A 25,949-nucleotide genomic window follows, 5' to 3' on the forward strand; every position below is an offset into this window, starting at 1 on the left:
GCGCTTCGCTCGGCGATCAACAACTACATCCAGTTCTACAATCACCAGCGCCTGCACTCGGCGCTGGGCTATCGATCACCGGTGGAATTCGAGCAGTGCTGCTAGAGAACCGGTGTCCACTTTTTCGCAGGAACTGCCGCCCCCTTCGCGGTCTTGGGCGTAACCGGACCGCATCGGGCGGGCCGGTTTAACTCAGGCGCTAGGCTGCATGAAGAAACTTCTCGCGTACTTAGTTCTAGTTCTTGGCATAGCCCTCGCAGCCCGTGGCCTACTCAGCATGTCTTTCATCCAAGGTCTGCTGCCGGCTGACCTCGTTGCGCCGCTCGACAGCCAGAGCTCTCGATACTGGCGCGCGGTCCCCGCCGAGCCTCAGGACGACTTTTACCCGCCCTATGTCATTCTCGCGGCAGGGCTTGCGCTCTGCATGGCTGGAGTAGTGTCTCGTCGCAGGTTGGGCGGCACTGCGGCCTAACAATTCATTCAAGCCGGACCCGCTTCGCGGGTCGGCTTAATTCAGCAACTGTCTTCCAACCAGCAGTCAGATGGAATGACCCAACGGTTTCTGCACAGGTCAGACCGCGTCGTGGGCCAGTTCGCGCAACTTGCCCTCGTGCAGTTCCAGCACACGGTCCAGCCGGCGTGCCAGCCGGCGGTCATGGGTCACCAGCACGAGACTGGTCTTCTGCGCACGGTTGAGTTCAAGCATCAGGTCGAACACTGTCGCGGCCGTCTTTTCATCAAGATTGCCAGTCGGCTCGTCGCCCAGCACGCAGGCGGGTTGATTCACCAGCGCGCGCGCCACCGCCGCACGCTGGCGCTCGCCGCCTGACAGCTCGCCCGGCTTGTGCGCTAGACGATGACCGAGCCCCACCGCTTCGAGCAGCGACCTGGCCTTGCTGCCGGCGTCGTCCGTGGCGGCACCGCCCAGCATCACCGGCATCATGACGTTCTCCAGCGCAGTGAATTCAGGCAGGAGATGATGGAACTGGTAGACAAAGCCCAATGCCCTGTTGCGCAGCTGGCCACGCGCGGCATCGGACAATGAAGACATCTTCTGGCCGGCCACGTACACCTCGCCCGAGGTGGGCGTATCCAGTCCGCCGAGCAGATGCAGCAACGTGCTCTTGCCGGCACCGGAGGCTCCGACGATCGCCACGGTCTCGCCGGGCTGGACGTTGAGCTCCAGCCCATCGAACACGGGCGTGCGCAGCTTGCCTTCCGCGTAGGTCTTGCCGAGGGCCTCGGCGTGGATGACGGCGGTGCGGATGGCGTCGTTCATGCGGTTCGGTTCACTCATAGCGAAGCGCCTCCGCCGGTTGCGTGCGGGCGGCGCGCCACGCGGGATACAGCGTGGCCAGGAAGCTCATGGTGAGGGCGACGGCGGCGATCAGTACCACTTCGCCCGCATCGAGCTCATACGGCAGGCCAGTGATGTAGTACACGTCGGGAGGCAGCAACGTCACCTTGAACACCGCTTCGATGGCGGCAAGGATGTATTCCAGATTGATGGTCAGCAGAATGCCGCCGACCACGCCCAGCACCGTGCCCATCACGCCGATCAGGACGCCCTGCACCATGAACACCTGCATGACTCCGCGCGGCGTGAGGCCCAGGGTGCGCAGGATGGCGATGTCGGCCTGCTTGTCGGTCACCAGCATGACCTGGGAGTTCACCAGCGAGAAGGCGCCCATCAGGATGATGAAGGACAGCAGGATGCCCATCACTGTCTTTTCCATCTTCAGCGAGTGGTAGAGATTGGCGTTCTCGCTGGTCCAGTCGCTGATGCGGTACGGGCCCTGCAGACGCAACGCCAGGTCGCGCGCCACTTCCCAGGACTGATACATGTCGTGCAGCTTCATGCGTACGCCGGTGACACCCTCGCCCATCCGCAACACACGCTGCAGATCGCCCATGTGGACCAGCGCCAGGTTGCGGTCGACGTCGTTGTGGCCGACGGAGAAGATGCCGGTGACAGTGAACCGCTTGATCTTGGGCATCGCCCCCATCGGCGTCCCCTGGAAATCACCCGCGGTGACGACCACGCTGTCGCCTACGCCCACGCGCAGCCATGCGGCCAGTTCCTGCCCCAGCAGGATGTGGAACTCGCCCGGCTGCAGCGATCCCAGCGTTCCGGCCTTCATCTTGTCGCCGATCACCGAGACCTTCGGCTCTTCGCCCGGAAGGATGCCGGTGACCAGGGCGCCCTGCGGATCGGCATTGCCGGTCAACATGGCCTGCACGTGGATGAAGGGCGCGGCCCCGGCCACTCGCGGATCATCCATTGCGATTCGGGTGGCGTGCGGCCAGTCCTGCATCGCCTCGTCCGCACCCATCACGGTGGCGTGCGCGGTGGCCTGCAGCAGGCGGTCGCGGATCTCGCGCTGGAAGCCGCTCATCACCGACAGCGTGGTGATCAGGATCATCACGCCCAGCGCAATGCCGACGACCGAGGCCAGCGAGATGAAGGAAATGAAACCGTTGCGGCGCTTGGCGCGGAGATAGCGCAGGCCGATGGCGACTGGAATGGGTTTGAACATCGGCCTATGGTGCCCGATCCCTCCGGTGCCGCCCAGCGTCCACGTCGCCCGCAGCAAGCCGGAGTTCACGCCGCTGCGGGGCGGGCAGCGTGTCCGGCCACCAGGCTGCATGCCGCCAGCGCCCGCCGGCGCACGCTCTCCAGCGCAGGAACGCCAGCGGACCCCGCCACTGCAGGTGCGCATCGAGCATCGGCCGGCCGTCGACGGTGGGTGGGCGGCCGTTGCCGGGGAACCAGAACGCGAGACGCTCCAACCTCCCCTCCCGGCGCGCACGCCACGCGCCGTAGCCGAGCGAAGCGACGGCAAGAGGCCACGCGAACAGGCTAGGCATCTCGCTGGCCAGCACCGATATCGCGCCCAACAGTCCCAGCAGGATCAGCACCATCTGCAGCAGGCGCGACGGTCGCCACTCAAGCCGGCAGTTGACGGATCCGTTCGACCAGCGCGGCGAGTTCGACATCGGGACACTGCTCATAGCCCATGAACCAGCGCCAGAGCTTATCGTCCTCGCAGTCGAGCAGGCGTAGGAAAACCACCCGCTGCGGCTCGGATTCGGTCGCCCAGCAGCGCGCCAGGTAGCGGTCGAACAACTGGTCCAGTTCGCGCATGCCGCGCCGGCAGCGCCAGCGGATGCGCTTGAGTTCGGGCTCGTCCGTCATGCGGCGGCCAAGGCGATGGCGAGCCGCACCCAGAACGCGATCAGCACCAGCGTCGCCAGCGCATAGGCGATGAAACGTGTCATCACATGATTGAAAGTGCAGTGGACCACGCTGTGCACCACGCGCAGGCCGACGAAGGTCCATGCCAGCGCGAGCGATGCGCTATCCGATACGCCCAGTTGCGCGGCCAGCAGCACACCGGCGTAGAACAGGACCGGCAGCTCGAACAGGTTGCGGAAGTTGTCGGAAGCACGGGTATCGAGCAGCAGGCGGGCCGAATCGGCAGCACTGGCGAGCGCCTGTGCATCGATGCGCTTGCGTGCCATTTCACCCAGCCGCAGGTGGTACAGCCTGACCCACACGAGGAAGGTCAAGCTGGCCATGGCCACCGCGGGCCAGAGGATCGCCGTGGCAGGTGCGCCGGTCATGCGATCAGGCGCGACGCGCCATCATCAACTTCTTGATCTCGGCGATCGCCAGCGCCGGGTTCAGGCCCTTCGGGCAGGTGCGCGCGCAGTTCATGATGGTGTGGCAACGGTACAGCTTGAACGGATCTTCCAGGTCGTCCAGGCGCGCACCGGTGTCCTCGTCGCGCGAGTCGATGATCCAGCGGTAGGCCTGCAGCAGGATCGCCGGGCCCAGGTAACGCTCGCCGTTCCACCAGTAGCTCGGGCAGCTGGTCGAGCAGCAGGCGCACAGAATGCACTCGTACAGGCCGTCCAGCTTCTTGCGGTCTTCCGGCGACTGCAGGCGCTCGCGGTCCGGCGGCGCTGGGGTCTGCGTGCGGATCCACGGCTTGATCGAGGCGTACTGCGCATAGAAGTGGGTCAGGTCGGGAACGAGATCCTTCACCACCTCCATGTGCGGCAGCGGATAGATCGGCACTTCCGCCTTGCTGCAATCGCCGATGGCCTTGGTGCAGGCCAACGTATTGGTACCGTCGATGTTCATCGCGCACGAGCCGCAGATGCCTTCGCGGCAGGAACGACGGAACGTCAGCGTGGGATCGATCTCGTTCTTGATCTTGATCAGCGCGTCCAGGACCATCGGGCCGCACTTGTCGAGATCGATCTCGTAGGTATCGGTGCGCGGGTTGGCGCCGTCGTCCGGGTTCCAGCGGTACACCTTGAAAGTGCGCACGTTCTTGGCGCCCTTCGCGGGGAAGTGCTTGCCCTTGGTGACGCGCGAGTTCTTCGGGAGGGAAAATTCGGCCATGTGTCAGGTCTCCCGGGCTCAGTAGACGCGCGGCTTGGGCGGCACCATATCCACGTCCTTGCTGAGCGTGTACATGTGCACGGGGCGGGAATCAAAGCTGCACGTGCCGTCATCGGCGACGTTGACCAGCGTGTGCTTGTGCCAGTTGACGTCGTCGCGGTCCGGGAAATCCTCGTGCGCGTGCGCGCCGCGGCTCTCGTGGCGCTGTTCGGCCGAGTTGATCGTGGCCACGGCATTGAGCAGCAGGTTGTGCAGTTCGTAGGTCTCGATCAGGTCCGAGTTCCAGACCAGCGAACGGTCGCTGACCTTGACGTCCTGGAAGCTGGAGAAGATGTCGGCCATCTTGTCGCAGCCTTCCTTCAGCGTCTTGCTGGTGCGGAAAACGGCCGCGTCGGCCTGCATGGTGCGCTGCATGTTGTCGCGGATCACCGATGTCGGCGTGTCGCCGTTGGCATTGCGCAGCTTGTCCAGGTGCGCCAGCGCCTTGTCGCAGGCGTCGCCCGCCAGCGGCTTGTGCGACGAACCGCTCTTGATCGTCTCGGCACAGCGGTTGGCCACCGCACGGCCGAACACCACCAGGTCGAGCAGCGAATTGGAGCCCAGCCGGTTGGCGCCGTGCACCGACACGCAGGCGGCTTCGCCGATCGCGTAGAGGCCGGGAACGACAGCATCCGGGTTGTCGCCGACCTTGCGCACGACTTCGCCGTGGTAGTTGGTCGGAATGCCGCCCATGTTGTAGTGCACAGTCGGGATAACCGGGATCGGCTGCCTGGTCACGTCCACGCCGGCGAAGATGTGTGCGCTCTCGGCGATGCCGGGCAGCTTCTCGTTGATGACCTCGGGACCCAGGTGGGTCAGGTCGAGCAGGATGTGGTCCTTGTGCTCGCCGACGCCGCGGCCTTCGCGGATCTCGATGGTCATCGAACGGCTGACCACGTCGCGCGAGGCCAGGTCCTTGTAGTGCGGGGCATAGCGCTCCATGAAGCGCTCGCCGTTGCTGTTGCGCAGGATGCCGCCTTCGCCGCGCACGCCCTCGGTGATCAGGCAACCCGCACCGTAGATGCCGGTGGGATGGAACTGCACGAATTCCATGTCCTGCATCGGCAGGCCGGCGCGCATCACCATGCCGCCACCGTCGCCGGTGCAGGTATGGGCGGAGGTCGCCGAGAAGTACGCGCGGCCGTAACCGCCGGTGGCCAGTACCACGCCATGCGAACGGAACAGGTGCAGCGTGCCGGTGGCCATGTCCAGCGCCAGCACGCCACGACAGGCGCCTTCTTCGTCGAAGATCAGGTCCAGCGCGAAGTACTCGACCATGAAGCGCGCATCGTGTGCCAGCGACTGCTGGTACAGCGTGTGCAGCATGGCGTGGCCGGTGCGGTCGGCGGCGGCGCAGGTGCGCTGTGCCGGCGGGCCTTCACCGTATTTGGTCGTCATGCCGCCGAACGGGCGCTGGTAGATCTTGCCCTCCTCGGTACGCGAGAACGGCACGCCGTAGTGCTCCAGTTCGATGATGGCCGGGATGGCTTCGCGGCACATGTACTCGATCGCGTCCTGGTCGCCCAGCCAGTCCGAGCCCTTGATGGTGTCGTAGAAGTGGTAGCGCCAGTCGTCCTCGCCCATGTTGCCGAGCGCAGCGGAGATGCCGCCCTGCGCCGCCACGGTGTGCGACCGGGTCGGAAAGACCTTGGTCAGGCAGACGGTCTGCAGGCCCTTGGCGGCCAGGCCGAAGGTCGCGCGCAGGCCGGCGCCGCCGGCGCCCACCACGACCATGTCGTACTTGTGTTCGGTGATCTTGTAAGCGGACATGTGGCTCAGTTCCCCAGCGCGATGCGGGCCACGGCGAAGACGCTCACGATGGCGCCCAGCACGGCGATGAATTTGACGGTGGTCTGCACCGCGAGGGCGAGCAGCGAGTTGTGCACGTAATCTTCCAGCACGACCTGGAGGCCGAGCTGGGCGTGCCAGAACATGGCCACCAGAAAGCCGACCAGCAGCACGGCGTTCCAGGGCTTGGCGACCGCAGCGGTGGCGGTGACGTAGTCGGCACCGATCAGGCTGAGCACGAACACCAGGAACCAGATCGTCAGCGCGACCAGCGCGGTGGCGGTGAGGCGCTGGTGCACGAAATGTTCGGTGCCGGTCTTCGCCGAACCCAGGCCGCGCGCATTCTTGATGGGCGTACGGAAGTCGCTCATGCGCCACCTCCCAGCAGTACATAGGCCCACACCAGGGCGGTGATCACCAAGCTGGCGATCACCGACAACCAGCTGCTGCGCACGAACGTGGCAACGCGGTAGCCGATGGCGAAGTCCTGCACGATGTGCCGGATCCCGTTGCACAGGTGGTAGGCGAAGGCCCAGGTCCAGCCGAACAGGAAGACCTGCCCGTACCAGGCGCCCGCCAGCGTCGTGAAGCAGTTCCAGGCTTCAGGGCCGATCACCAGCGTCAGCAACCCCGCAGTGATCAGCAAGGCGCCGGCGGCGAGGACGATGCCCGTGGCGCGATGCAGGATGGAGGTCGCCATCTGGATCTGCCAGCGGTAGACCTGCAGATGGGGGGAAAGCGGACGTTGTGGAGTCGCCATTCGTTGCGCTCGTTGTCTCGGCTGGGCGGTCAGGACCGCGTTGGCTTTACGTACGCTGCTCAGAAATCGATGCAGCGCCCGTTCTTTTCCCAATCCCCGTAACGCGTGGGCTCGGGCCCGTCGCGTCCACCGATCTCCTTCTGCGCAGCCGGTTCCCCTGCCCCTGCGCCTGCGGTCGGCGGTGAGGTTTCGGGCGGCTGTGTTCCGGGATCGGGGTCGGGAGTCGGAGGAGTTTGACCTATCATGTTGGTCTCGCAACGCACAAAATTTTAATCCTCACCCCCTTGGCTTACAACCTTTCCCCTACCAGTGCACCGGTTTTCACCCTTCCCGACCATGCGCTGATAACGCTGGAAGGACCGGATGCCGTGGCTTTCGCCCATGCGCAGTTCGCCAACGACGTGGCAGGTCTTGCCCCGGGACACTGGCAGTGGAATGCGTGGCTGACGCCAAAAGGGCGGGTGATCGCGGTCTTCGCGCTGGCCAGGCTGTCCGGGGATCGCCTGTGGCTGGTGCTGCCCGATCACCCCGCCGACGTGTTTGCCGATGCCCTGCGACGTTTCGTGTTTAGACGAAAGTTGAAGATCGAGGTGCCAGCGGACACCGGCATCGCGGGCACGTTCGCGACGCCTGCCAGCGCACAGGGTGCCGCCGTAGGCGAGCGACCAGATGTGCTGGAACTGGATTTCAGTGGCGACGGAGGCGCGCGCACCTTGTATGCGGGGCGACTGGTGACGGCGGACGATCCCTCCCTGCCCGCCGCGTGGCGCGTCGCCGACCTGTGCCACGGCCTGCCACGCCTGCCCGAATCGCAGCGCGAACAATGGACGCCCCAGCAACTGGCTCTCGATCGACTTTCGGCCTACAGCGTCAAGAAGGGGTGCTATCCGGGCCAGGAGATCGTCGCGCGCACGCATTTCCTCGGTAAAGCCAAGCGCACCCTGCGCTGCTTCCGCACCGGCGGTCCGGTAATCGCGGGCATGCCGGTGCGCGAGAGCGACCGCGATATCGGCGAAGTCGTCTGCACGGCGCAGGACGGCGAGCGCACAGTACTGCTCGCGGTGCTGCCGCTGGAGCATGCAGGTGGTGGGCTTGCAGCCGGCGACGGCGTACTGGAACCATGCCCCTTGCTGGACGGCCTGCGTCGCTGAGCATCATCTGCAGGGCGATTGATCCACGTCAATGACGCCCGCGCACGCCGCCCTAGACTGCTCGTGAACCCGAGCAGGAAGCCTGCGCATGCAGCATGACGTCATCATCATCGGGGCCGGACCGGCGGGTCTCTGCCTGGCCAAGGCCCTGTGCGACCTCGACCTGAAAGTGGCGCTGGTGGAACGCCAGCCGCGCGCGGCCATCGCCGAGCCCGCCTTCGACGGGCGCGAGATCGCCCTGACGCATGCGTCGATGCGGCAGCTGCGCGACCTCGGCATCTGGCAGCACCTGCCCGAGGACGCCTGTTCACCGCTGCGCGCTGCGCGCGTGATGGAAGGCGATTGCTTGCACGACATGCGCGTCGATGCCGGCCTGGCCGGCAAGTCGGAGCTGGGCATGCTGGTTCCCAACCACCAGATTCGCGCAGCCGCTTGGAACGCCGTCTGCGACCTGTCCCACCTGGACGTGTTCGACAACGCACGGATACATGCGGTCCGCACCACCGACGACCAGGCCTGCGTGACGCTGGGCGACGGTCTGCGACTGGAGGCGCCCTTGCTGGTCGCCGCGGACAGCCGTTTCTCCGAGACACGCCGCGCCATGGGGATCGGCGCGGACCAGTACGACTTCGGCAAGAGCATGCTGGTATGCCGGATGCACCATGAGCAGCCGCACCAGGGCGTGGCGTGGGAGTGGTTCGGCCACGGCCAGACGCTGGCGCTGCTGCCGTTGCAGGAACATCTGTCCTCCGTCGTCGTCACCCTGCCCGACAGTGCGGCCAAGCGCCTTGCATCGCTGGACGTGGATGCCTTCGCCCACGAGATGGAACAGCGCTACGGGCATCGCCTGGGGCACATGCGGCTGGAGAGCAGTCGCCATGTCTACCCGCTGGTCGGCGTGTATGCGCGCCGCTTCGTCGGTCGCCGCTTTGCCCTGGTGGGCGACGCGGCGGTGGGCATGCATCCGGTGACGGCGCATGGCTTCAACCTGGGGCTTGCCAGCGTGGAGCGCTTGGGCGCAATGGCGCGCGACGCACGGCAGCATGGCGGCGACCTGGGATGCGCGGAGGCCCTGGCGCGCTATGAACGCCGGCATCGTCGCGGCACGCGGCCGCTCTACCTGGCCACCCGTGCCATCGTGGAGCTCTACACCAACGATCGTGCGCCAGCGCGCATCGTGCGCGAGGCCGTGCTGCGCGCAGGTCGCCGGCTTACCCCCTTCCGGCGCGCGCTTGCCCGGACGCTGGCGGACGAGCATCCGGCTGTCCGCCCGCCGCTGCAGCGCCTGCGCGACGGGCTGGCATTGCTGCGCCCCTAGCACGCACCGGGCAAACGCTACGCCGCCAACCAGCCTCCGAAGCGATCGAGGAACAGCTGCAATCGCTTGCGCAGGCGCTCATCGGTGATCGCCCCGTCCGCGTCGACCTGGCCTTCGCGGTACTGGATGGCGATCTCGGGCTGCGGCAACACCGCGACATCCACCGCCGCCAGGACATTGCGCAGGTGCTGCTGGGCCGACACGGTCCCGTGCGCGCCCGGCGAGGTGCCGACCATCGCGGCACGCTTGCCGGCAAATGAATTGCTCCCGCCCGGCCGTGAGCCGATGTCGATGGCATTCTTCAGCACGCCGGGAATCGACCGGTTGTACTCCGGCGTGATGAACAGCAACGCGTCGCAGATTTCCACCTGCTGCTTGAAGCGCAGGCCGGCAGCGGGGAAATCCGCGTCGTCATCCTGATCGTAGAGTGGCAGGTCACCGATGTCGATGTCCTCGAAGGCGAAACGCTCTCCCGCCAGCGCTCGCACGGCATGGCCGAGCTGCCGGTTGAAGGAGCCTGCGCGCAGGCTGCCGACGATGATGCCGATGCGCGGCGTGGTCATGTTGCGATCTCCAGGCGGGGCTGGCGACATCATGCCAGCCGGTCCGCCGCCGCGACGATGTCCTCGTCGCCCGGGAGTACCAGGAATGCGGCGCCTGCCAGCGGCGTGTACGTATCCGCGCCGACCACGCGCTGGAACGGCCGCGCACCATGGCCCGCCTCCGCGATGGCGGTGATGACGCCCTCGCCCACTCCCGCCGCGTGGCGACCCTCGTCGACGACCAGGATGCGCCGGGCGGTCTTCGCCTGCGCCGCGATGAAGGCGTCGTTGAGCGGCACCAGCCAGCGCAGATCGACCACGCGCACCTTCCAGCCGTGCTTGTTCTCGATGCTGCGTGCCGCGCGCAGACTCATCGGCACCCCATTGCCGTAGGTGAAGATGACCAGATCGTCCGCATCCTCGCCATACACGCGGCCTTCGCCCAGCGGCATCGCCTCGTCCTGCGCCGGATACGGGAACAGCCATTGCCCGTCACCCGCCTCGTGCAGGTCCTTCGTCATGTACAGCGCGATCGGCTCCAGGAACACGCTCACGCGTCCGTTCACCTGCGCCAGAGCGGTCAGCGTGCGCAGCATGGTGGCCGCATCGTCGCCGCGCGACGGACAACCGACGACCAGGCCCGGGATGTCGCGCAGCGCGGTGATCGAATTGTCGTTGTGGAAGTGGCCGCCGAAACCGCGCTGGTAACCCAGACCCGCGATCCGCACCACCATCGGATTGCGGTACTGGTCGTTGCTGAAGAACTGCAGGCTGGCCGCCTCGCCCCGGATCTGGTCGCAGGCGTTGTGGAAATACGCCAGGTACTGGATTTCCGGCAGAGGCAGCATGCCCATGTTGGCGTAGCCTTGCGCCAGGCCGAGGATCATCGTCTCGTCCAGCAGCGTGTTGAACACGCGACTGCCCTTGAACGCCTTCTGCAGCCCCTTCGTGACGGTATAGACGCCGCCCTTCTGCGCCACGTCCTCGCCGAACAGCAGTGCCTCGGGGTATTTGCAGAACAGGTCGTGCAGGGCGTTGTTGATCTGGATGGCCAGATGCCGTGGCGGCAGCTTCTCCGGCAGCTTGTCCTCGCTGCCGAAGGCAGCGACGCGCACGTCGTGAGGGGCGGCACGCGCGGCTTCCTTCGCCACCGCGTCGGGCGTACACGGCGCCAGCGGCGCCATCACGTGCTCCAGCGTGGTGATGCGGGGACGGCCATCGGCATCCTCGGCGGCCGCGAAGCAGCGTTTGCGCGTGGTTTCGTACAGCCCCAGCAATGCCTCCTTCGAGAGCAGGCCGGATTCCAGGGCGATGGCCGCAGAACGCAGCAGCGGATCGGTCGCCTCCACGGCGCACAGTTCCTCCAGCGGGCGCCATTCGATCTCGAAGTCGGTACCCGCATGACCCATGATGCGGGTCGTGCGCAGATGCAGGAATGTCGGCCGGCGCGTGCGCCGGCAGTGATCCACCGCCGCCTGCACTTGCCCGTAGCCCGTCGCCAGGTCGAGGCCGTCGGCGTGGAAGTAGTCCAGGTCCTTGCGATCACGGAAATTGCGGCCGATCCAGCCATCCGGCGTCTTCACCGAAATGCCGATGCCGTTGTCCTCGCAGACGAACAGCACCGGCGCGGGCAGCTTCTGGTAGGCAGTCCATGCCGCCGCGTTGAACGCGGTCTGCGCGGTGGCATGGTTGCTCGACGCGTCGCCGAAGGAGCAGATCGCGATGCTGTCGTCGGGAATCGGCAGTGCATGGCCGATGCGGCGCGCCTGCTCGATCGCCACCGCCGTGCCCAGCGCCTTGGGAAGGTGTGAGGCAATGGTCGAGGTCTGCGGCAACACCCACAACGGCTTGCTGCCCCAGACCTTGTGGCGGCCTCCTGACGCGGGATCTTCGGCGCTGGCGGCGAACGAGAGCGCGGAGTCCATCACCGGATCCATGCCCGGCAGCTTGCGGAAGCGCTCGGCCATGAAGCCGCCGCTGCGGTAGTGCAGGAAGGCAGGATCGGTATGGCGCGCCAGCCGCGCGACCATGGCGTTGCCTTCGTGGCCCGAACTTCCGATGGTGTAGAAGACCTTGTTCTGCACGCGCAGTACGCGCGCCATCAGGTCGAGGTGACGCGAGATCAACTGGGATTCCAGCAGCTCGATGAAGCCTTTCGCATCCAGCGCACTGCCCGGCAGGACGGCATCACCGGCAGCAGGCCTGTCGCCGACGTGCCCCTTCCATTCCTTCACGAACTCGATGAAGTTCTGGTCGCAGATCTCGGCACGGTTGAGGCCCTTCATGCGGGCAGGAATGGGGTTTGCGGTCATGTGCTCGCTCAGGATCGGGAAGACGCCAGGCGCGCGGCGACATCGTCGCTCACGCCCGGCATGGGAACAAAACCCGGCGTGGCGTACACACGCGCCAGCCAGTAGGTGATGCGGGGATACGCGGCCAGGTCGAAGCCGCCGTCGTTCGCGCAATGGGTGTAGGCGAACAGTGCGATGTCGGCCACGCCGTAAGCCGGACCAGTGAACCAGATCGCGGTCTCCAGGTGTCTTTCCATCACCGCCAACGCCTGAGCGCCCCGTTCGACCAGGCGTGGAAGGTCCGCGCGACGCGGTGAATCCAGCGGCGTCCAGCCACGGATGAAACGCGCGACGGCAATGTAGGGCTCATGGCTGTACTGCTCGAAGAACAGCCAGCTCAGCGCCTGCGCCCGCTGCCAGGCATCGTCGGGCAGGAAGGAGGTACCTTCCGCCAACCAGCACAGGATGGCATTCGACTCGACGAGGATGCTGCCATCGGCGCGCTCCAGCATCGGCACCTTGCCGTTCGGATTCCTGGCCAGGTACTCCGGCGTGCGCGTGCCTCCGTTGGCGCTGTCGACTTCGATCCACGCGTAGGACCGGCCCAGCTGTTCCAGCAACAGACGCACCTTGTGGCAGTTGCCGGAGGTGGACATGCCGTGGACGGTGACGGGATCAGGCGACATGCGGAGGCTCCGGCAACAGGGAAATGCGGGCGGCCTTGGCGAGATCCTTGTCGCGACCGAACGCGAGCAGGATGCGGCGCTGTTCCCGCAGCGTCGGGATGCGCAAGGCATCGCCCGCGATGTCCAGGCACACGTCTTCGTGCACCACCAGGGCCTGCCAGCCGGCGGCGGTCATGACTTCCAGCCCGCCCATTACTTCGACTGGCATCGGCAGATGCACGAAACGCGAGAAGGTGGAACGAAACCGCGTTCCATCTGCGGGACGATAATCCGCATCAGCATGGCCGCGCCATGCTTCGCGCAGCCGCAGCGCATCCGCACGGCTGCAGAGCACATCGATATCCTGCGGCGCGATGTCGGCAATGCCGGCAAGCACCATCGCGGCGCTGCCGATGATCCACCAGGGATCGCGAAACGTCCGCGCCAGCTCCGGCAAGGCATGGTGCAAGCCTGCGTGCAGGGCGGAAGCTGGCATCACGATTGCGTGGCCATGCGGGTTTTCCACTGCGCTCGCGTCTGGCCCCAGACCTCGACCGGCTTCTCGTGATGCGGCTCGGGCAGGCGATCCATCCGCAGGTAGGTCGAACCGAGCTTGGCGGCCACCGTCCTGGAGTTGGCGTTCTCCGGATCGATGGTATGGATCACCTCGTCCCAGCCCAGATGATCGAACGCCCAATCGATGCTGGCCACGGCCGCTTCCGGCGCATAACCGCGACCCCAGGCTTCCCGCGCGATGCTCCAGCCGACCTCGGTGCCAGGCCAACCTTCCGGTTGCCACGGCCCCACCCGGCCGATCCAGCGACCCGTGGCCTTTTCGATCACCGAGAACATGCCGAATCCCTGCAGGTGCCAGCTCCCCAATGTCGCGGCGAGGCTGCGCCACGCGGGCGAGCGCGCCTGCGTTCCGCCTATGAAGCGCGTGGCTTCCTCATCGGCACCGAACGCCGCCCAGGCTTCGTAGTCGTCCCGCCGCGGCAGCCGCAACCACAGGCGGGGAGTTTCAAGCTGGAGATTGGAAAGGTCCATCGACGCCACACCATCCCACCAGAAAACCGGACACACCGAGCAGCGACACTCGACTTCCCTGCAGCCGCGCTCCTGCAATGGAAGCGGGCAGCCTCAGAACGCGTTGATGCCCGTCAGCTCGCGACCGATCACCAACTGGTGCACGGTCTCCGTGCCTTCGTAGGTGATCACCGATTCCAGGTTCAGCGCGTGACGGATGGCCGCGTGTTCGGTGGTAATACCGGCGCCGCCCAGCAGGTCGCGGCATTCGCGCGCGATGTCGATGGCCATGCGGCAGTTGTTCCACTTCGCCAGCGACACCTGCGAGGGCTGCATGGTGCCGGCGTCCTTCAGGCGGCCGAGTTGCAGCGACAGCAACTGCGCGAGTGTGATGCGGCGTGCCATTTCGGCCATCTTGATCTGCGCGCTCTGCGTCGCTGCGACGGGACGGTCGAACAGGATGCGTTCCTTGGTGTACCCCAACACTTCGTCGAGGCAGGCGATCGCCGCACCAATCGGGCCCCAGGTGATGCCGTAGCGGGCTTGGGTCAGGCAGCCCAGCGGCCCTTTCAGGCCTTTCACGTTGGGAAGGCGGCTGCTGTCGGGCAGGCGCACGTTGTCGAAGAACAGCGCGCTGGTCACCGAGGCGCGCAGGCTCATCTTGTGCTTGATCTCCTGCGCGGTGAAGCCGGGCGTGCCCTTCTCGATCAGGAAGCCCTGGATGCCGTCATCGGTCTGCGCCCAGACGATCGCGATGTCCGCCAGGTTGCCGTTGGTGATCCACATCTTGGAACCATTGATGACCCAGTCATCGCCATCACGGCGCGCGGTGGTCTTCATGTTGGCCGGGTCGGAACCGCCGTGGGGTTCGGTCAGACCGAAGCAACCGATGACCTTGCCCGCCGCCATGTCCGGCAGCCAGCGCTGGCGCTGCTCTTCGCTGCCGTAGGCGTAGATGGGGTACATGCACAGTGAGGACTGCACGCTGACGAAACTGCGGATGCCGCTGTCGCCGCGTTCAAGTTCCTGGCAGATCAGGCCATAGCTGACCGCGTTGAGCCCGGCGCAACCGTATTTCTCCGGCAGCGAAGAACCAAGCAGCCCGAGCTCGGCGATCTCGGGAACCAGTTCCTTCGGGAACCGGCCCTGGTCGAAGGCGTCGCCGATGATCGGCCGCACGCGTTCGTCGGTGAAGCGGGCCACCGCGTCCTGCACGGCACGCTCTTCTTCACTCAGGAGGGAACGGACATCGAACAGGTCGTACGGGTTCAGAGCCATCGTGCTTCAACCGGCGTCAGGTGGTATTCACCGCATTGTATGCGTTGGCCCTTGAAGCCGGTAAGCGCCAGTCCGCACAGCAAAGGCCGGCGAAACGCCGGCCTTTGAGGGGTACCCCGTTGAAACGCAGGCCTGCCCGGCCTGCGTGTCAGCCCTTGTCGGGGGCGTCGACGCTGGCGGTCTGCGTCACCACCTGGCCATCGATCACCGGCAGGCGCTCACCCGGCTTCTGGTCCATCCGGATGGTCTTGTCCTGACCATCGAAACGGTAGGTCACGTCATAACCGATGACCTTGTCCGTCGTGCCCATCGCGATGCGGGTACCCGGCTTGCTGTCCATGCGCATGGTGCCGGTGGTGCCATCCGGATTGCGGTAGGTCACGTTGTAACCGGTCACGCGCGAGGACTCGGAGGTCGCATTCTCGGTGTGGCACTGACGCTCCGTACGACTGACGACCTTGCCACCCACGTGGCGCTTGTCCACCTGGTTGCCGATCGCACCGCCGGCGACGGCGCCCGCCACGGTGGCGGCCTTCTTGCCGCTGCCGCTGCCCACTTGGTTGCCGAGCAGGCCACCGATCACCGCACCGGCGACCGTGCCACCGACGTTGCCATCGCGCTCGGGCGCACGCTCCTGCACCACCACGTCCTCGCAGACTTCGCGCGGCGTACTGGTGGTCGTGGTCTCGCGCACGGGTTCGGTACCGATCACCGTGGCGTACAGCTTCTCCGAACTGGTCACCGGATCGGCTTTGACCACGGTGGCGTATTGAAGCGTGCCCACCGGAATCTGGTTGTCGGTCGCGGCGGCGTCATCGGCGACCAGGGTGCCATCGGCTGCCGTCACCAGGCCATCCTGGCCGGTCGGGCTCTTGTCGCCGCCCTTGAGGAAGGCCGCAGTGGCCACACCGCCCACCAGCAGCGCGCCGACGGCGACCAGAATGGTTGTTGTATTGCTCTTCATCGCTGCCTCCAGGTCGGGCCGTGCCCGATTCATATTGGTCATCATTGCACCATTGCCAACCTGAACACAGTCCCCGCTTATGCCCACGAAAACCAACGAAAAGTGAACGCTTCAACCTCGCGCCGATCATGCTAGCGTGACGCCCGTTACACACGCCGAGAGCAATCACCGCCATGCCGAACCCCCTGTTGCTGCCACTGCTCGAGTGGGCGCGAAAGCTGCGTTACCCCACCCTGTTCAAGATCACCGCCGCACTCTTCATGGTCACCCTAGTCCTGCCTGATCCCTTCCCGTTCGTGGATGAAATCCTGTTCGGCCTCGGTACGTTGCTGCTGGCCAACTGGAAGCGGCGCAAGGATCCGCCGCCCACGATAGAGCCCTCGAAGCGCTGATCGAAATGCTGGTCGACAGCCACAGTCATTTCGACGCATCGGAATTCGACCCGGACCGTGACGCGGCGCTGGCGCGCGCGCGCGCGGCGGGCGTCGACCGGCAAGTCGTGCCTGCGGTGGCGGCGGCCAGCTGGCCCAGGCTGCGCGAGGTCTGCGCGCGCGATGGAGGGCTGTTTCCGGCCTATGGACTCCACCCGATGTACCTGGCCGAGCACCAGCCCGCCCATCTGGATGAACTGCGCCAGTGGATCGAGCGCGAACGCCCTGTGGCTGTCGGCGAATGCGGCCTGGATTTCTTCGTGGAGGGCCTGGATGCGGACGATCAGCAGCACTACTTCGACGGGCAGCTCCAGCTGGCGCGGGAGTTCGATCTTCCGGTGATCGTACATGCGCGCCGCGCCGTCGATGCGGTGATCGCGTCATTCAAACGCGTGGGCGGCCTGCGGGGCGTGGTGCACAGCTTTTCCGGCAGTCCGGAACAGGCACGCCAGCTGTGGCACATGGGTTTCCTGATCGGCCTGGGCGGACCGGTCACCTACGAGCGCGCGAATCGCCTGCGTACGCTCGCCCGCTCGATGCCGCTCGATTTCCTGCTGCTGGAAACAGATGCGCCGGACCAGCCCGATGCGGGCATCTGCGGGCAACGCAACGAACCCGCGCGACTGGCGGTAGTCCGCGACGTCATTGCCGGACTGCGCGATATCGCGCCCGATGAACTTGCGCGCGCCACCACGCAGAACGCCGAGCGTTTGTTCGGCCTGCCCGCTGTCGTCCGCGCCTGAGCTTTCAGCGCACGACCCGGGCGGAATCAGCCGCCGGGGCGGGAGTCGTTGCGTGATAGGCCTTGACCGCGATTTTCCATGTGTCGCCGTAACGTAGCAGCGTCATGTGGTCCAGGGCCTTCATGTCCGGATAGTCCAGTTCGATCACGGCGGTCGCGACGTCACCGGTTACGGTGATCTGGCGGATCCAGCGTTTGCGCGTGCCTTCGTCCGCCGGCGCGCGGCCACTGGAAGAGGCCTTGATGTAGTCCTGCGCCAGCCAGTGCCGATACTGGCCATCCTTGTATCCCACCAGCACGGCCTCGTCGGCAAATGCCCGCTGGAAGTGCCGGCGCTGGCCGGTGGCATGGCCATCCAGATAGGCCTGCAGCGGCAGCCGCACCGCAGCCACATTGTCGCCGCTGGCAATGCCGACATTGTCCGCACCGACCGCCACGACCACCTTGCCGCGGGTGGAACCTGTGCGATTGTGCTGCTGGGCCTGGGCGATCCGGTCCAGCGAATACAGACCATCGACATGGACCCCCAACCGGCCTGCCGCAATCAACGGCGCCACGCCGTTCAGCCCTGCCTGCACATCCCACGGCGGCGTCGCGGGACAGACGACACGACCTGGCACGCACAGCGCAGCGGGCACCTGGCCGACCAGCGTGACCAGCCGCCCTCCCTCGCGCAGCACCCGGGGTGAGCGCGCCAGCGTATCGCCCCCCACGGTGTCGACCACGATGTCGATATCGTGCACCACATCCTCGAAGCGGACGTTGCGATAGTCGATCACGTCATCCGCCCCCAGCGTGCGCAGATAATCGTGATTGCGCGCAGATGCGGTCGCGATGACATATGCGCCGCGCGCCTTGGCCAGTTGTACGACCATCGAGCCCACGCCGCCGGCGCCGCCGTGCACCAGCACCCGCTCGCCGGGCTGTACGTCCGCGGCGGCGACCAGATAGCGCCACGCGGCGACCGCCACGGTCGGGTACGCAGCGGCCTCCTGCATCGTGAAAGCCTGCGGCGCCGGCACGATGGACGCGACCGGCGCAGACACGTATTCCGCGTAGCTGCCCGAACGCTCGCGCGGATCCACGATACCGGCGACGCGATCACCGCAGGCGAATGCCGTCACGCCTGGCGCGACCGCCACCACCTCCCCCGCGAAATCGCCACCCGGCGTAGCGGGAAACGGCAGCCGGCCCGCTTCCTGCAGTTTCCAGTCGACGGGGTTGATGCTCGCGTAGTGCACGCGCACCAGGACATCACCTGCCTGCAGTACGGGGACAGGCACGCGCTCCACGCGCAACGATTCGGGACCGCCGGCCGCATGGATGCGCGCAGCGCGCATCGCGTCGGGAACGACCGGACAGGCATGGGCGGCTGCGGCGAAAAGCGGCAGCCCGATCAGCAGCAGGGCGCGGATATACATGGCCGATGCGGTAATGGAAGGGGCCGCACTATCCCTCCGCCCCCTCGCCCTGCACAGGGGGCGTGCGCCGAAGCGCCGCGCCCATGCGCCAAGGCGAGTCACGTAACTCAGTCGCTACCGGGCATAACCTTGCGCGGCTTGGCCAGCAGTTCCAGCGCCTTGCCCACCATCGCAAACGCGAACGCACCGGTGATGTGGGTGGCGGCCCCCAGGCCCACGCCGCAGTCCAGCTTCAGTGCGGCATCCGCACCCAGTTGAGGGCGCAGGCCGCAGACGGAGCCGTCGGCCTGCGGATACCTGACGTTCTCCAGCGAGTACACCGCCTGCACGCCGAAGTAGCGGTCGCGGTTCTTCGGGAAGTTGAACTCCGCACGGAGCTTCTTGCGCACGAGTGCTAGCAGCGCATCGTGTTCGGTGCGCGACAGGTCGCGCAGACGGATCTGGGTGGGATCGGTACGCCCGCCCGCCGAGCCGGAAACCACGATGGGCAGTTTGCGGCGGCGGCACCACGCGATCATCTCCACCTTCACCCGGAAACTGTCGCAAGCGTCGAGCACCAGATCGAACCCCCGGTCCAGCAATTCGGCCATGTTGGACGCGGTCAGGAACTGCGGCACGACGTCCACGTCGATCAGCGGATTGATCGCGCGGCAGCGTTCCGCCATCGCCTCGGCCTTGTTGCGACCGTACTGGCCCTCCAATGCCGGCAATTGCCGGTTGGTGTTCGACACGCAGATGTCGTCCGCGTCGATCAACGTCAGATGACCCACGCCCGAGCGCGCCAGCGCTTCCACCACCCACGAGCCCACGCCGCCCATGCCGACCACCGCCACGCGCGCAGCGGCATGGCGCGTCACCGCCCCCACGCCGTACAGCCGGTCGATGCCGCCGAAGCGGTCCTTGAGTTCTTTCTTCATGTCACTAGTTTAAAGCGTGGCGCGAACCGTGACGCGCGTCGTACCATCGCGGCGTCAACCACATGGAGCCCGCCGCATGGCCAGCCAGCCCGAGATCAAGAAGCCTTCCGCCGCCTCACGTTACCTGTTCCTGTTCCTGATCGGCCTGGTGGTGGGCGCCGTCTGTACGGTGATGGCGATGCGTGCGCTGCAGGCACGACAGGATCCATTCCCGCACGCGGTGATGCACGTGATGGCCAAGCACTCCGGGCAATTGTCGGACAAGGTGAAGCAGAATCGTTGCGCCGCGACCGACACGATTCCGCACGTACGCACGCTGCGGGCGATCGCCAATGACCTGGAGGTCGCTTTCCCGGACCTGGCCGACGACTCGCGCTTCAAGACCCACACCAGCCAGTTCCGGGCAGATCTCGACGCCGCCCTGAGTGCACCGCCGACCGATTGTGTCGCTGCCGGCGCGGTGGTGGAGAAGATCGGTACGGATTGCAAAGCCTGCCACCAGGACTTCCGCGGCTGACCGACGGCCGGCGTCTGAATCGCAACTGACATCCGGGCCGCTCATGCGGCCCGATTCTCATCATGTTCACGCGTTGCTGTGGAGCATGGTCATCGAACGGTTCCATCACCACGCGGGGCCGGCCATCCACAGGAGATTCCCATGAACATGCGCCTGCTCGTCATAGGCCTGACCGCCACCGTCGCGCTCGCCGGCTGCGCCAGCACTTCGCCGGGCTACGGAAGCGGTTATGGTGGCGGCTACAGCAACACGGCCCCCGCCAACCGGTACTGCGCGGATTGCGGCATCGTCGAACGCATCGATGTCGTGTCGTCGGGCCGCAGCGCGCCGTCCGCCACCGGCGCGGTACTGGGCGGTATCGTCGGTGCGGTCGCCGGCCGCCAGATTTCCGATCGCACCGGCGGTAGCGAAGGCAACAAGAATGTTTCCACCGTGGCCGGCGCCGTCGCGGGCGCGGCCGCAGGCAACGCCATCCAGAACCGCACTACTGGCGAAACCTACAACGTGACCGTGCGGATGGATGACGGTCGCCGCGTGACGATCAGCCAGCGCGACCTGGGCGGCATCCGCGAGAACACCTACGTGCGTGTCCAGAACGGTCGCGTGGTGCTGCGCTGATCGCGACCCCGACCAAGGCAAAGAAAAAGCCCGGCATCAGCCGGGCTTTTTCTTGCGGAGCACGCGCAGGGGCGCGGTTCGGCGGTCAGGTCAGACGGGCTGCACGGCGTCCGCTTGCAGGCCCTTCTGGCCCTGCACGACGGTGAAGCTGACCTTCTGTCCTTCCTTCAGGCTCTTGAAGCCCTGGGTCTGGATGGCGCGGAAGTGCACGAACACGTCTTCGCCATTCTCGCGGCTGATGAAGCCGAAGCCCTTGGCATCGTTGAACCATTTCACGGTTCCGGTTTCACGATCAGACATCTACTTGCTCCTTGAAACGGGTGGTGGATACGCCTGCTGGGCGGCTGGTTGCAAGGAGGAAGCGAGGTACAAGGATGCAGCGGATCATGGATCTACCCCATCAGGCCACGATTCACGGTGACCTTGGCAACGGCAGCGGCCGCACAGTAACCCGGCATTTGGCAAAATGCAAACGCTTGAACGAGAAAGTCAACCCCCTGCCAACCCCTTGATTCACTAGGAGAATTGTTTGGATATCCAGATGCTTTACTACGCCCTGGCCGTGGTGCTGATCCTGGTTGGCATCGCGGGGGTGATCCTGCCCGCCCTGCCCGGCCTGCCCCTGGTCTTCGGCGGCATGCTGCTGGCTGCCTGGGCGGGCGATTTCCAGCAGATCGGCTGGGTCACGCTGGTGGTACTGGGCCTGCTGACCGCGCTGTCCTTCGCGGTCGACATCTTCTCCACCGCGATCGGCGCCCAGCGCGTCGGCGCCAGTCGCAAAGCATTGCTGGGAACCGTACTGGGCACCTTCGCCGGTCTGTTCTTCATGCCCATCGGCCTGCTTGCAGGCCCCTTCGTCGGCGCGCTGTTGGGCGAACTGTGGCATGGCCGTGAATTCCGCCAGGCCACCAAGGTGGGCCTGGGCACCTGGCTGGGCATCCTCCTGGGCGTGGTGCTCAAGCTGGGCCTGGCATTCGCCATGCTGGGGCTGTTCGTGTTCGCCTGGATCTTCTGAAGGCCGCATCGCACGTGTCATCCACGCCGACTGGCAGAATATCGCCGCCCCCACCCTTCGAGTCCCTGCATGACGCACCCCACCCGTCTTCTGCCCCTGGTAATCGGAGTTACCTTTGCATTGACCGCGCAGGCCCAGGACGGCTCCCAGGCCGGCACGTCCGCCGAGGCCTGCTTCTCGCTCGAGAACGACGCCGCACGCCTGGCGTGCTATGACGCTGCGCTTGGGCGCACCGCAGCCGACACCCGCCAGGCCGACGAACAGGCGCTGGCTGCCAGGGAAGCCGAAATCCAGGCGCGTGCGCAGGCCCGTGCCGAAGCCAAGGCCGCCGCCGACATGGAGACCGGGCAGGATCTGCCCCTGAGCCAGCGTACACGCCGCCGCCTGGGCGCATGGTTCCGCACCGACGATCCGGCCGACGCCGACCTGATCGCCAACGCGGGTCGCGGCTCGCTGCTGGACAGCCGCTGGGAACTGGCCAAGGACTCCAAGCTGGGGGTCTTCCAGCTGCGCGCCTACAAGCCCATGTATCTGCTGCCCGCGTTCTGGACCAGCCAGGTCAACGAGACGCCCTCCTCTCCCAACCCGGACAACACGGTCACCGAACCGCAGGACCTGCAGGACATCGAGGCGAAGTTCCAGCTTAGCTTCAAGACCAAGTTCGCGGAAAACCTGTTCGGCGACAACGGCGACATCTGGGGCGCCTACACCCAGAGCTCGCGCTGGCAGGTCTACAACGGCGACGAGTCGCGCCCGTTCCGCGAGACCAACTACGAGCCTGAAGTGATGCTGGTGTTCCGCAACAACTACAGCATCGCCGGCTGGAAAGGCCGCATGGCCGGCATCGCGCTCAACCACCAGTCCAATGGCCGCAGCGATCCGCTGTCGCGCAGCTGGAACCGCGTCATCGCCACCATCGGCCTGGACCGCGAGAACTGGGCGCTGGTGCTGCGGCCGTGGTACCGCGTGCCGGACGGCAACGACGACGACAACCCCGACATCGAGGACTACATCGGGCGCGGCGATGCGATGCTCACCTACGCGCGCAACGGCCATGTGTTCACGGTGCTGGGCCGGCATTCCCTGCGCGGCGGCGACGACTCGCATGGTGCCCTGCAGGTGGACTACGGGTTCCCGATCAACCGGAGCTTCCGTGCGCACGTGCAGCTGTTCCATGGCTACGGCGAGAGCCTGATCGACTACAACCACAAGGCCACCTACGTGGGCCTGGGCATTTCGCTGCTGGACTGGTACTGATGGAGAACGTGACGATCTACCACAACCCCGCCTGCGGCACGTCGCGCAACACCCTTGGACTGATCCGCAATGCCGGCATCGAGCCGCAGGTCATCGAGTACCTGCGGACCCCGCCGGACCGCGACACCCTGCTGTCGCTGATCGCCGCGATGCAGGTACCGGTCCGCGACGTGGTGCGCGCCAAGGAACCCCTGTACGCGGACCTCGGCCTGGCGGAGGCCGGCGACGACACGCTCCTTGACGCGATGCTGGCCCATCCGGTGCTTATCAACCGGCCGATCGTGGTGACACCGATGGGAACCACACTCTGCCGCCCCTCGGAGCGCGTGCTGGACATCCTGCCGCGACCGCAACAGGGCGCCTTCGCGAAGGAGGATGGAGAACGCGTGGTGGACGCGGCCGGAAATCGCATCGTCTGACGTAAAATCTGGCGCAGGAAGCCACTCGACCTGCCAAGGAAGCACCATGCCCCGCCCGCGCCGTTCGTTCTTCGCCTACGCCTCCGCCCTGCTCGGGCTGCTCAGCCTGATGGCGGTGCTCTGCTTCCACCATCCCGAACTGCTGACCAGCAAGGAATTCCGCGCGGTCTACAACGAGCAGTTCGCGCGTCACCTGTTGCTGATCGGCCTGGCAGCGGCCTTCGGCATGGGCACGCTGGCCATCCTGCGCGACCGCAACAAGCGCATCGCCCTGGTCGGCGTGGGCGGTGCCACGCTCGCCGTGCTGCTGGGTGGCACCAACGTGCAGTTCGATTCCATCGGCAAGACGCCCTACTCGCTGGGCCTGGACTGGTTCGTGATCTCGCTGTTCTTCTCGGCGCTGGTGTTCGTGCCGCTGGAGCACTACCTGGGCAAGCGCCGCATCTCGCCGTTGCGCCCCGGCTGGCGCACGGACGTGGGCTACTTCTTCATGAGCCACGTGCTGGTGCAGTTCATCCTGATCCTGGTGACGGCATCCACCTCGACCATCGCCGGGCTGGCGGCTTTCCCGGCACTGAAGGACGCCATCCAGTCGCTGCCCGTGTGGGCGCAGTTCCTGATCGCGGTGTTCGTGGCCGACCTGGCCCAGGCGCTGCTGCACCGTGCGTACCACAACATCCCGTGGCTCTGGCGCTTCCATGCCGTCCATCACTCCAGCCGCGAGATGGACTGGCTGGCCGGTTCGCGCATCCACTTCGTCGAGATCGTCCTGACCCGCAGCGCGGTGTTGCTGCCACTGCTGATCCTCGGCTTCTCGGCACCCGCGGTGAACGCCTACGTGATCCTGGTCGGCCTGCAAGCCGTGCTGGCACATGCCAACCTCGGCATCCGCTTCGGCGTGCTGGAGTACCTGCTGGTGCTGCCGCGCTACCACCACTGGCACCATGCGCGGCACAAGGACTACCTGGACGTGAACTACGCCATCCACCTGCCGCTGGTGGACATGCTGATGGGCACCTTCAAGCTGCCGCCGAAGCAGGAAGACTGGCCCGAGGAGTACGGCGTGATGAAGCTGGAGACGGTGCCGCGCGGCATTCTGCGCCAGCATCTGATGCCATTCCAGGGCGGACGGAAGTTCGACGAGTACGTGGACTGAGCAGCCTCGGCGAACGTTGTAGGAGCGACGTAAGTCGCGACCGCGCGCCACGACGGGCAGGAGCGCTGCTCCAAGCGATGTATCCGAGGCGCCCCCCATTCGTGGCCATGGCTTCACGCTACTTCCCGATCCACGGTCGCGACTTACGTCGCTCCTACATTGGATCAGGTGCCGGTCACGTCCAGTCCGTCAGTCCCTCACGGGCATAGACTTCCCTGAAGCTCGGCAGCGCTTTCATGCGCTGCGCGTAGGCGTGCAGCACGGGCCAGGTATCGGTCGGCTTGGGCATGTTGCGCGACCAGCGCATCAGCATGGTCAGCAGGAAGTCCGCGGCGCTGCGTTGCGCGCCCAGCAGGTAGGGGCCGTGGGCCTGCAGATGGTCGGCAACCTGTCCCCAGGCCTTTTCCAGCTTCGCCCGGGCGTGCTGCTGCGTGGCCTGGATGTTGGCCTCGCCTGCGATCTCGTCCGAGTAGAACCACGCGCGGTACGCCGGCATCAGCGTATTAGCGCAGAACAGCATCCAGCGGTAGTACTGCGCGCGCTGCGTGCTGGCGACGGCCGGCGCGAGCTCGGCACGCGGATGCGTGTCGGCCAGGTGCATCAGGATGGCAGCAGTCTCGGTGATCACCTGGCCGTCCATCACCAGCGTGGGGACCACGCCGGCGGGATTGAGTTTCAGGTAGTCGTCCGATTTCTGGTCGCGCTTGTCGAAGTCCAGCTCTTGCAGCTCATGCGGGATGCCCAGCTCGATCAGCAGCCAGTGGACGACCAGGCTGGCGGTGCTGCGGGAGTAGTAGAGCTTCGTCGACATATGGGCCGCCTGGTCGTGATCTAAAAGGGAATTTGTGCCGGTGCAGCCATGGCGCTGCGCACTGGCGTAGCGCAGTGAGGGCAGGCTTGATCGAGTTGGAAAGCATCCAACCCCGCCAAGGCATGACCACACTGCACACAATGAAATCCGGGCTCGACACGTACGCGCTCGCCAGCGGGCACGTACATCACCCCGCGCTCGTCGGATTCGACCACCCACCATTGGCGCTTGATGTCATAACGCACAACGCCATGAATCTCGAGATCCTCAACGTCGTCTGATTCGTCGTAGGCCACCAATTCGAGTCCATCCCTGAGGACGACGCCCGCATTGGAAAGATCCCGCAGCGAACCATAGGTATCCAGGACCACCGCGATGCGTCCCTGCGCTGGCCCACGAACCAAACCATTGA

The 25,949-nt window shown here is 66.0% G+C and carries 33 protein-coding genes; 11 read left to right on the forward strand and 22 right to left on the reverse strand.

Annotated features, from left to right (window positions below):
* Positions 1 to 105 (forward strand): IS3 family transposase (locus tag IB223_RS08700; RefSeq protein ID WP_192199669.1); only part of this gene is annotated, 105 nt, incomplete at its 5' end.
* 466 nt (positions 106 to 571) lie between these two features.
* On the opposite strand, the gene lolD is transcribed toward IB223_RS08700, so the two are convergent.
* Genes lolD through IB223_RS08750 form a run of 10 tightly spaced genes read right to left on the reverse strand, consistent with a single transcriptional unit; the run spans position 572 to position 7,243 of the window.
* Positions 572 to 1,297 (reverse strand): lipoprotein-releasing ABC transporter ATP-binding protein LolD, encoded by a 726-nt coding sequence (gene lolD / locus IB223_RS08705; RefSeq protein ID WP_192201307.1) that lies wholly within the window; start codon positions 1,295 to 1,297, stop codon positions 572 to 574.
* Positions 1,290 to 2,537 (reverse strand): lipoprotein-releasing ABC transporter permease subunit, encoded by a 1,248-nt coding sequence (locus IB223_RS08710; protein ID WP_192201308.1) that lies wholly within the window; start codon positions 2,535 to 2,537, stop codon positions 1,290 to 1,292. The genes lolD and IB223_RS08710 overlap by 8 nt, the downstream gene beginning before the upstream one ends.
* Positions 2,538 to 2,541: 4 nt before the next feature.
* Positions 2,542 to 2,997 carry a hypothetical protein gene (locus tag IB223_RS08715; RefSeq protein WP_225591112.1) on the reverse strand — a complete coding sequence of 152 codons (456 nt, stop codon included), beginning with the start codon at positions 2,995 to 2,997 and terminating at the stop codon, positions 2,542 to 2,544.
* Positions 2,948 to 3,196 carry a succinate dehydrogenase assembly factor 2 gene (locus IB223_RS08720; RefSeq protein WP_192201310.1) on the reverse strand — a complete coding sequence of 83 codons (249 nt, stop codon included), beginning with the start codon at positions 3,194 to 3,196 and terminating at the stop codon, positions 2,948 to 2,950. Before IB223_RS08720 ends, IB223_RS08715 begins: the two co-directional genes overlap by 50 nt.
* Entirely contained in the window at positions 3,193 to 3,624 is a 432-nt protein-coding gene (locus tag IB223_RS08725) for an MAPEG family protein (RefSeq protein ID WP_225590980.1), read from the reverse strand. The genes IB223_RS08720 and IB223_RS08725 overlap by 4 nt, the downstream gene beginning before the upstream one ends.
* 4 nt (positions 3,625 to 3,628) lie before the next feature.
* Positions 3,629 to 4,411 (reverse strand): succinate dehydrogenase iron-sulfur subunit, encoded by a 783-nt coding sequence (locus tag IB223_RS08730; protein ID WP_192201312.1) that lies wholly within the window; start codon positions 4,409 to 4,411, stop codon positions 3,629 to 3,631.
* 18 nt (positions 4,412 to 4,429) lie between these two features.
* Complete coding sequence (gene sdhA, locus IB223_RS08735; RefSeq protein WP_192201313.1) at positions 4,430 to 6,220, reverse strand: succinate dehydrogenase flavoprotein subunit; 1,791 nt, start codon at positions 6,218 to 6,220, stop codon at positions 4,430 to 4,432.
* Positions 6,221 to 6,225: 5 nt separating this feature from the next.
* The gene (gene sdhD, locus IB223_RS08740; protein ID WP_192201314.1) at positions 6,226 to 6,609 is read right to left on the reverse strand and encodes a succinate dehydrogenase, hydrophobic membrane anchor protein; all 384 of its coding nucleotides are present in this window, start codon (positions 6,607 to 6,609) and stop codon (positions 6,226 to 6,228) included.
* Positions 6,606 to 6,998 carry a succinate dehydrogenase, cytochrome b556 subunit gene (sdhC, locus tag IB223_RS08745; RefSeq protein ID WP_192201315.1) on the reverse strand — a complete coding sequence of 131 codons (393 nt, stop codon included), beginning with the start codon at positions 6,996 to 6,998 and terminating at the stop codon, positions 6,606 to 6,608. The genes sdhD and sdhC overlap by 4 nt, the downstream gene beginning before the upstream one ends.
* A 59-nt stretch (positions 6,999 to 7,057) precedes the next feature.
* The gene (locus tag IB223_RS08750) at positions 7,058 to 7,243 is read right to left on the reverse strand and encodes a DUF1674 domain-containing protein (protein WP_192201316.1); all 186 of its coding nucleotides are present in this window, start codon (positions 7,241 to 7,243) and stop codon (positions 7,058 to 7,060) included.
* A gap of 123 nt (positions 7,244 to 7,366) precedes the next feature.
* Here IB223_RS08750 and IB223_RS08755 point away from each other — a divergent pair, with 123 nt between their 5' ends.
* Both IB223_RS08755 and ubiM read left to right on the forward strand, forming a co-directional pair.
* The gene (locus tag IB223_RS08755; protein WP_343227180.1) at positions 7,367 to 8,149 is read left to right on the forward strand and encodes a folate-binding protein; all 783 of its coding nucleotides are present in this window, start codon (positions 7,367 to 7,369) and stop codon (positions 8,147 to 8,149) included.
* An 88-nt stretch (positions 8,150 to 8,237) separates the two neighbouring features.
* A complete protein-coding gene (gene ubiM, locus IB223_RS08760) occupies positions 8,238 to 9,467 on the forward strand; it encodes a 5-demethoxyubiquinol-8 5-hydroxylase UbiM (protein ID WP_192201317.1) in 1,230 nt (409 codons plus the stop codon).
* Positions 9,468 to 9,484: 17 nt separating this feature from the next.
* Here the strand turns inward: ubiM and IB223_RS08765 are convergent, their stop codons facing one another.
* The 7 genes from IB223_RS08765 to IB223_RS08795 form a co-directional block, all read right to left on the reverse strand.
* The gene (locus IB223_RS08765; RefSeq protein WP_192201318.1) at positions 9,485 to 10,030 is read right to left on the reverse strand and encodes an NADPH-dependent FMN reductase; all 546 of its coding nucleotides are present in this window, start codon (positions 10,028 to 10,030) and stop codon (positions 9,485 to 9,487) included.
* 29 nt (positions 10,031 to 10,059) lie between these two features.
* Positions 10,060 to 12,321: a thiamine pyrophosphate-dependent enzyme gene (locus IB223_RS08770; protein WP_192201319.1), complete on the reverse strand. Its 2,262-nt coding sequence runs from the start codon at positions 12,319 to 12,321 to the stop codon at positions 10,060 to 10,062.
* Positions 12,322 to 12,329: 8 nt separating this feature from the next.
* A complete protein-coding gene (locus tag IB223_RS08775) occupies positions 12,330 to 12,986 on the reverse strand; it encodes a glutathione S-transferase family protein (protein WP_192201320.1) in 657 nt (218 codons plus the stop codon).
* The gene (locus IB223_RS08780; RefSeq protein WP_192201321.1) at positions 12,976 to 13,422 is read right to left on the reverse strand and encodes a hypothetical protein; all 447 of its coding nucleotides are present in this window, start codon (positions 13,420 to 13,422) and stop codon (positions 12,976 to 12,978) included. Before IB223_RS08780 ends, IB223_RS08775 begins: the two co-directional genes overlap by 11 nt.
* Positions 13,423 to 13,460: 38 nt before the next feature.
* Entirely contained in the window at positions 13,461 to 14,012 is a 552-nt protein-coding gene (locus IB223_RS08785; RefSeq protein WP_192201322.1) for a GNAT family N-acetyltransferase, read from the reverse strand.
* A 93-nt stretch (positions 14,013 to 14,105) separates the two neighbouring features.
* Entirely contained in the window at positions 14,106 to 15,269 is a 1,164-nt protein-coding gene (locus IB223_RS08790; RefSeq protein WP_192201323.1) for an acyl-CoA dehydrogenase family protein, read from the reverse strand.
* A gap of 148 nt (positions 15,270 to 15,417) precedes the next feature.
* Positions 15,418 to 16,233: a glycine zipper 2TM domain-containing protein gene (locus IB223_RS08795; protein WP_192202358.1), complete on the reverse strand. Its 816-nt coding sequence runs from the start codon at positions 16,231 to 16,233 to the stop codon at positions 15,418 to 15,420.
* Between the two features lie 173 nt (positions 16,234 to 16,406).
* On the opposite strand from IB223_RS08795, the gene IB223_RS08800 reads away from it, so the two are divergent.
* Together IB223_RS08800 and IB223_RS08805 are read left to right on the forward strand one after the other, a co-directional pair.
* Positions 16,407 to 16,625: a DUF6116 family protein gene (locus IB223_RS08800; RefSeq protein ID WP_192201324.1), complete on the forward strand. Its 219-nt coding sequence runs from the start codon at positions 16,407 to 16,409 to the stop codon at positions 16,623 to 16,625.
* Positions 16,625 to 17,407 (forward strand): TatD family hydrolase, encoded by a 783-nt coding sequence (locus tag IB223_RS08805; RefSeq protein ID WP_192202359.1) that lies wholly within the window; start codon positions 16,625 to 16,627, stop codon positions 17,405 to 17,407. Before IB223_RS08800 ends, IB223_RS08805 begins: the two co-directional genes overlap by 1 nt.
* A 4-nt stretch (positions 17,408 to 17,411) precedes the next feature.
* Here IB223_RS08805 and IB223_RS08810 read toward each other — a convergent pair whose 3' ends face one another.
* Positions 17,412 to 18,827: a nuclear transport factor 2 family protein gene (locus IB223_RS08810; RefSeq protein ID WP_192201325.1), complete on the reverse strand. Its 1,416-nt coding sequence runs from the start codon at positions 18,825 to 18,827 to the stop codon at positions 17,412 to 17,414.
* A gap of 107 nt (positions 18,828 to 18,934) precedes the next feature.
* The gene (locus tag IB223_RS08815; protein ID WP_192201326.1) at positions 18,935 to 19,744 is read right to left on the reverse strand and encodes a tRNA threonylcarbamoyladenosine dehydratase; all 810 of its coding nucleotides are present in this window, start codon (positions 19,742 to 19,744) and stop codon (positions 18,935 to 18,937) included.
* Positions 19,745 to 19,820: 76 nt separating this feature from the next.
* On the opposite strand from IB223_RS08815, the gene IB223_RS08820 reads away from it, so the two are divergent.
* Both IB223_RS08820 and IB223_RS08825 read left to right on the forward strand, forming a co-directional pair.
* Positions 19,821 to 20,261 (forward strand): cytochrome c, encoded by a 441-nt coding sequence (locus IB223_RS08820; protein ID WP_192201327.1) that lies wholly within the window; start codon positions 19,821 to 19,823, stop codon positions 20,259 to 20,261.
* A gap of 141 nt (positions 20,262 to 20,402) precedes the next feature.
* On the forward strand, positions 20,403 to 20,879 hold the full coding sequence (locus IB223_RS08825) for a glycine zipper 2TM domain-containing protein (protein ID WP_192201328.1): 477 nt from the start codon (positions 20,403 to 20,405) through the stop codon (positions 20,877 to 20,879).
* Positions 20,880 to 20,969: 90 nt separating this feature from the next.
* Here the strand turns inward: IB223_RS08825 and IB223_RS08830 are convergent, their stop codons facing one another.
* Positions 20,970 to 21,179: a cold-shock protein gene (locus IB223_RS08830; RefSeq protein ID WP_055944114.1), complete on the reverse strand. Its 210-nt coding sequence runs from the start codon at positions 21,177 to 21,179 to the stop codon at positions 20,970 to 20,972.
* A gap of 229 nt (positions 21,180 to 21,408) precedes the next feature.
* Between IB223_RS08830 and IB223_RS08835 the strand changes: the two genes are divergently transcribed.
* The 4 genes from IB223_RS08835 (at position 21,409) to IB223_RS08850 (ending at position 24,726) form a co-directional block, all read left to right on the forward strand.
* Positions 21,409 to 21,894 carry a DUF456 domain-containing protein gene (locus IB223_RS08835; RefSeq protein WP_192201329.1) on the forward strand — a complete coding sequence of 162 codons (486 nt, stop codon included), beginning with the start codon at positions 21,409 to 21,411 and terminating at the stop codon, positions 21,892 to 21,894.
* A 69-nt stretch (positions 21,895 to 21,963) separates the two neighbouring features.
* The gene (locus tag IB223_RS08840; RefSeq protein ID WP_192201330.1) at positions 21,964 to 23,151 is read left to right on the forward strand and encodes a phospholipase A; all 1,188 of its coding nucleotides are present in this window, start codon (positions 21,964 to 21,966) and stop codon (positions 23,149 to 23,151) included.
* Complete coding sequence (arsC, locus tag IB223_RS08845) at positions 23,151 to 23,570, forward strand: arsenate reductase (glutaredoxin) (protein ID WP_192201331.1); 420 nt, start codon at positions 23,151 to 23,153, stop codon at positions 23,568 to 23,570. The genes IB223_RS08840 and arsC overlap by 1 nt, the downstream gene beginning before the upstream one ends.
* A gap of 46 nt (positions 23,571 to 23,616) precedes the next feature.
* Positions 23,617 to 24,726: a sterol desaturase family protein gene (locus tag IB223_RS08850; protein WP_192201332.1), complete on the forward strand. Its 1,110-nt coding sequence runs from the start codon at positions 23,617 to 23,619 to the stop codon at positions 24,724 to 24,726.
* A gap of 175 nt (positions 24,727 to 24,901) precedes the next feature.
* Here IB223_RS08850 and IB223_RS08855 read toward each other — a convergent pair whose 3' ends face one another.
* Positions 24,902 to 25,537: a glutathione S-transferase family protein gene (locus IB223_RS08855; protein WP_192201333.1), complete on the reverse strand. Its 636-nt coding sequence runs from the start codon at positions 25,535 to 25,537 to the stop codon at positions 24,902 to 24,904.
* Between the two features lie 20 nt (positions 25,538 to 25,557).
* The gene (locus IB223_RS08860) at positions 25,558 to 25,908 is read right to left on the reverse strand and encodes a hypothetical protein (RefSeq protein WP_192201334.1); all 351 of its coding nucleotides are present in this window, start codon (positions 25,906 to 25,908) and stop codon (positions 25,558 to 25,560) included.
* Positions 25,909 to 25,949 lie beyond the last annotated feature (41 nt).

Origin of the sequence: Pseudoxanthomonas sp. PXM03, from assembly GCF_014852005.1 — a bacterium.
In the GTDB taxonomy this organism is placed as follows: Bacteria; Pseudomonadota; Gammaproteobacteria; order Xanthomonadales; family Xanthomonadaceae; genus Pseudoxanthomonas_A.

Coding starts and splice junctions, on each gene's coding strand:
- IB223_RS08830 (WP_055944114.1), bottom strand. CDS start 21,179: ATGTCTGATCGTGAAACCGGAACCGTGAAATGGTTCAACGATGCCAAG.
- sdhA (WP_192201313.1), bottom strand. CDS start 6,220: ATGTCCGCTTACAAGATCACCGAACACAAGTACGACATGGTCGTGGTG.
- IB223_RS08850 (WP_192201332.1), top strand. CDS start 23,617: ATGCCCCGCCCGCGCCGTTCGTTCTTCGCCTACGCCTCCGCCCTGCTC.
- IB223_RS08815 (WP_192201326.1), bottom strand. CDS start 19,744: ATGAAGAAAGAACTCAAGGACCGCTTCGGCGGCATCGACCGGCTGTAC.
- ubiM (WP_192201317.1), top strand. CDS start 8,238: ATGCAGCATGACGTCATCATCATCGGGGCCGGACCGGCGGGTCTCTGC.
- IB223_RS08785 (WP_192201322.1), bottom strand. CDS start 14,012: ATGGACCTTTCCAATCTCCAGCTTGAAACTCCCCGCCTGTGGTTGCGG.
- IB223_RS08800 (WP_192201324.1), top strand. CDS start 16,407: ATGCCGAACCCCCTGTTGCTGCCACTGCTCGAGTGGGCGCGAAAGCTG.
- IB223_RS08810 (WP_192201325.1), bottom strand. CDS start 18,827: ATGTATATCCGCGCCCTGCTGCTGATCGGGCTGCCGCTTTTCGCCGCA.
- IB223_RS08725 (WP_225590980.1), bottom strand. CDS start 3,624: ATGACCGGCGCACCTGCCACGGCGATCCTCTGGCCCGCGGTGGCCATG.
- IB223_RS08820 (WP_192201327.1), top strand. CDS start 19,821: ATGGCCAGCCAGCCCGAGATCAAGAAGCCTTCCGCCGCCTCACGTTAC.
- IB223_RS08715 (WP_225591112.1), bottom strand. CDS start 2,997: ATGTCGAACTCGCCGCGCTGGTCGAACGGATCCGTCAACTGCCGGCTT.
- sdhD (WP_192201314.1), bottom strand. CDS start 6,609: ATGAGCGACTTCCGTACGCCCATCAAGAATGCGCGCGGCCTGGGTTCG.
- IB223_RS08750 (WP_192201316.1), bottom strand. CDS start 7,243: ATGATAGGTCAAACTCCTCCGACTCCCGACCCCGATCCCGGAACACAG.
- sdhC (WP_192201315.1), bottom strand. CDS start 6,998: ATGGCGACTCCACAACGTCCGCTTTCCCCCCATCTGCAGGTCTACCGC.
- IB223_RS08720 (WP_192201310.1), bottom strand. CDS start 3,196: ATGACGGACGAGCCCGAACTCAAGCGCATCCGCTGGCGCTGCCGGCGC.
- arsC (WP_192201331.1), top strand. CDS start 23,151: ATGGAGAACGTGACGATCTACCACAACCCCGCCTGCGGCACGTCGCGC.
- lolD (WP_192201307.1), bottom strand. CDS start 1,297: ATGAGTGAACCGAACCGCATGAACGACGCCATCCGCACCGCCGTCATC.
- IB223_RS08790 (WP_192201323.1), bottom strand. CDS start 15,269: ATGGCTCTGAACCCGTACGACCTGTTCGATGTCCGTTCCCTCCTGAGT.
- IB223_RS08840 (WP_192201330.1), top strand. CDS start 21,964: ATGACGCACCCCACCCGTCTTCTGCCCCTGGTAATCGGAGTTACCTTT.
- IB223_RS08710 (WP_192201308.1), bottom strand. CDS start 2,537: ATGTTCAAACCCATTCCAGTCGCCATCGGCCTGCGCTATCTCCGCGCC.
- IB223_RS08855 (WP_192201333.1), bottom strand. CDS start 25,537: ATGTCGACGAAGCTCTACTACTCCCGCAGCACCGCCAGCCTGGTCGTC.
- IB223_RS08770 (WP_192201319.1), bottom strand. CDS start 12,321: ATGACCGCAAACCCCATTCCTGCCCGCATGAAGGGCCTCAACCGTGCC.
- IB223_RS08730 (WP_192201312.1), bottom strand. CDS start 4,411: ATGGCCGAATTTTCCCTCCCGAAGAACTCGCGCGTCACCAAGGGCAAG.
- IB223_RS08825 (WP_192201328.1), top strand. CDS start 20,403: ATGAACATGCGCCTGCTCGTCATAGGCCTGACCGCCACCGTCGCGCTC.
- IB223_RS08765 (WP_192201318.1), bottom strand. CDS start 10,030: ATGACCACGCCGCGCATCGGCATCATCGTCGGCAGCCTGCGCGCAGGC.
- IB223_RS08795 (WP_192202358.1), bottom strand. CDS start 16,233: ATGAAGAGCAATACAACAACCATTCTGGTCGCCGTCGGCGCGCTGCTG.
- IB223_RS08775 (WP_192201320.1), bottom strand. CDS start 12,986: ATGTCGCCTGATCCCGTCACCGTCCACGGCATGTCCACCTCCGGCAAC.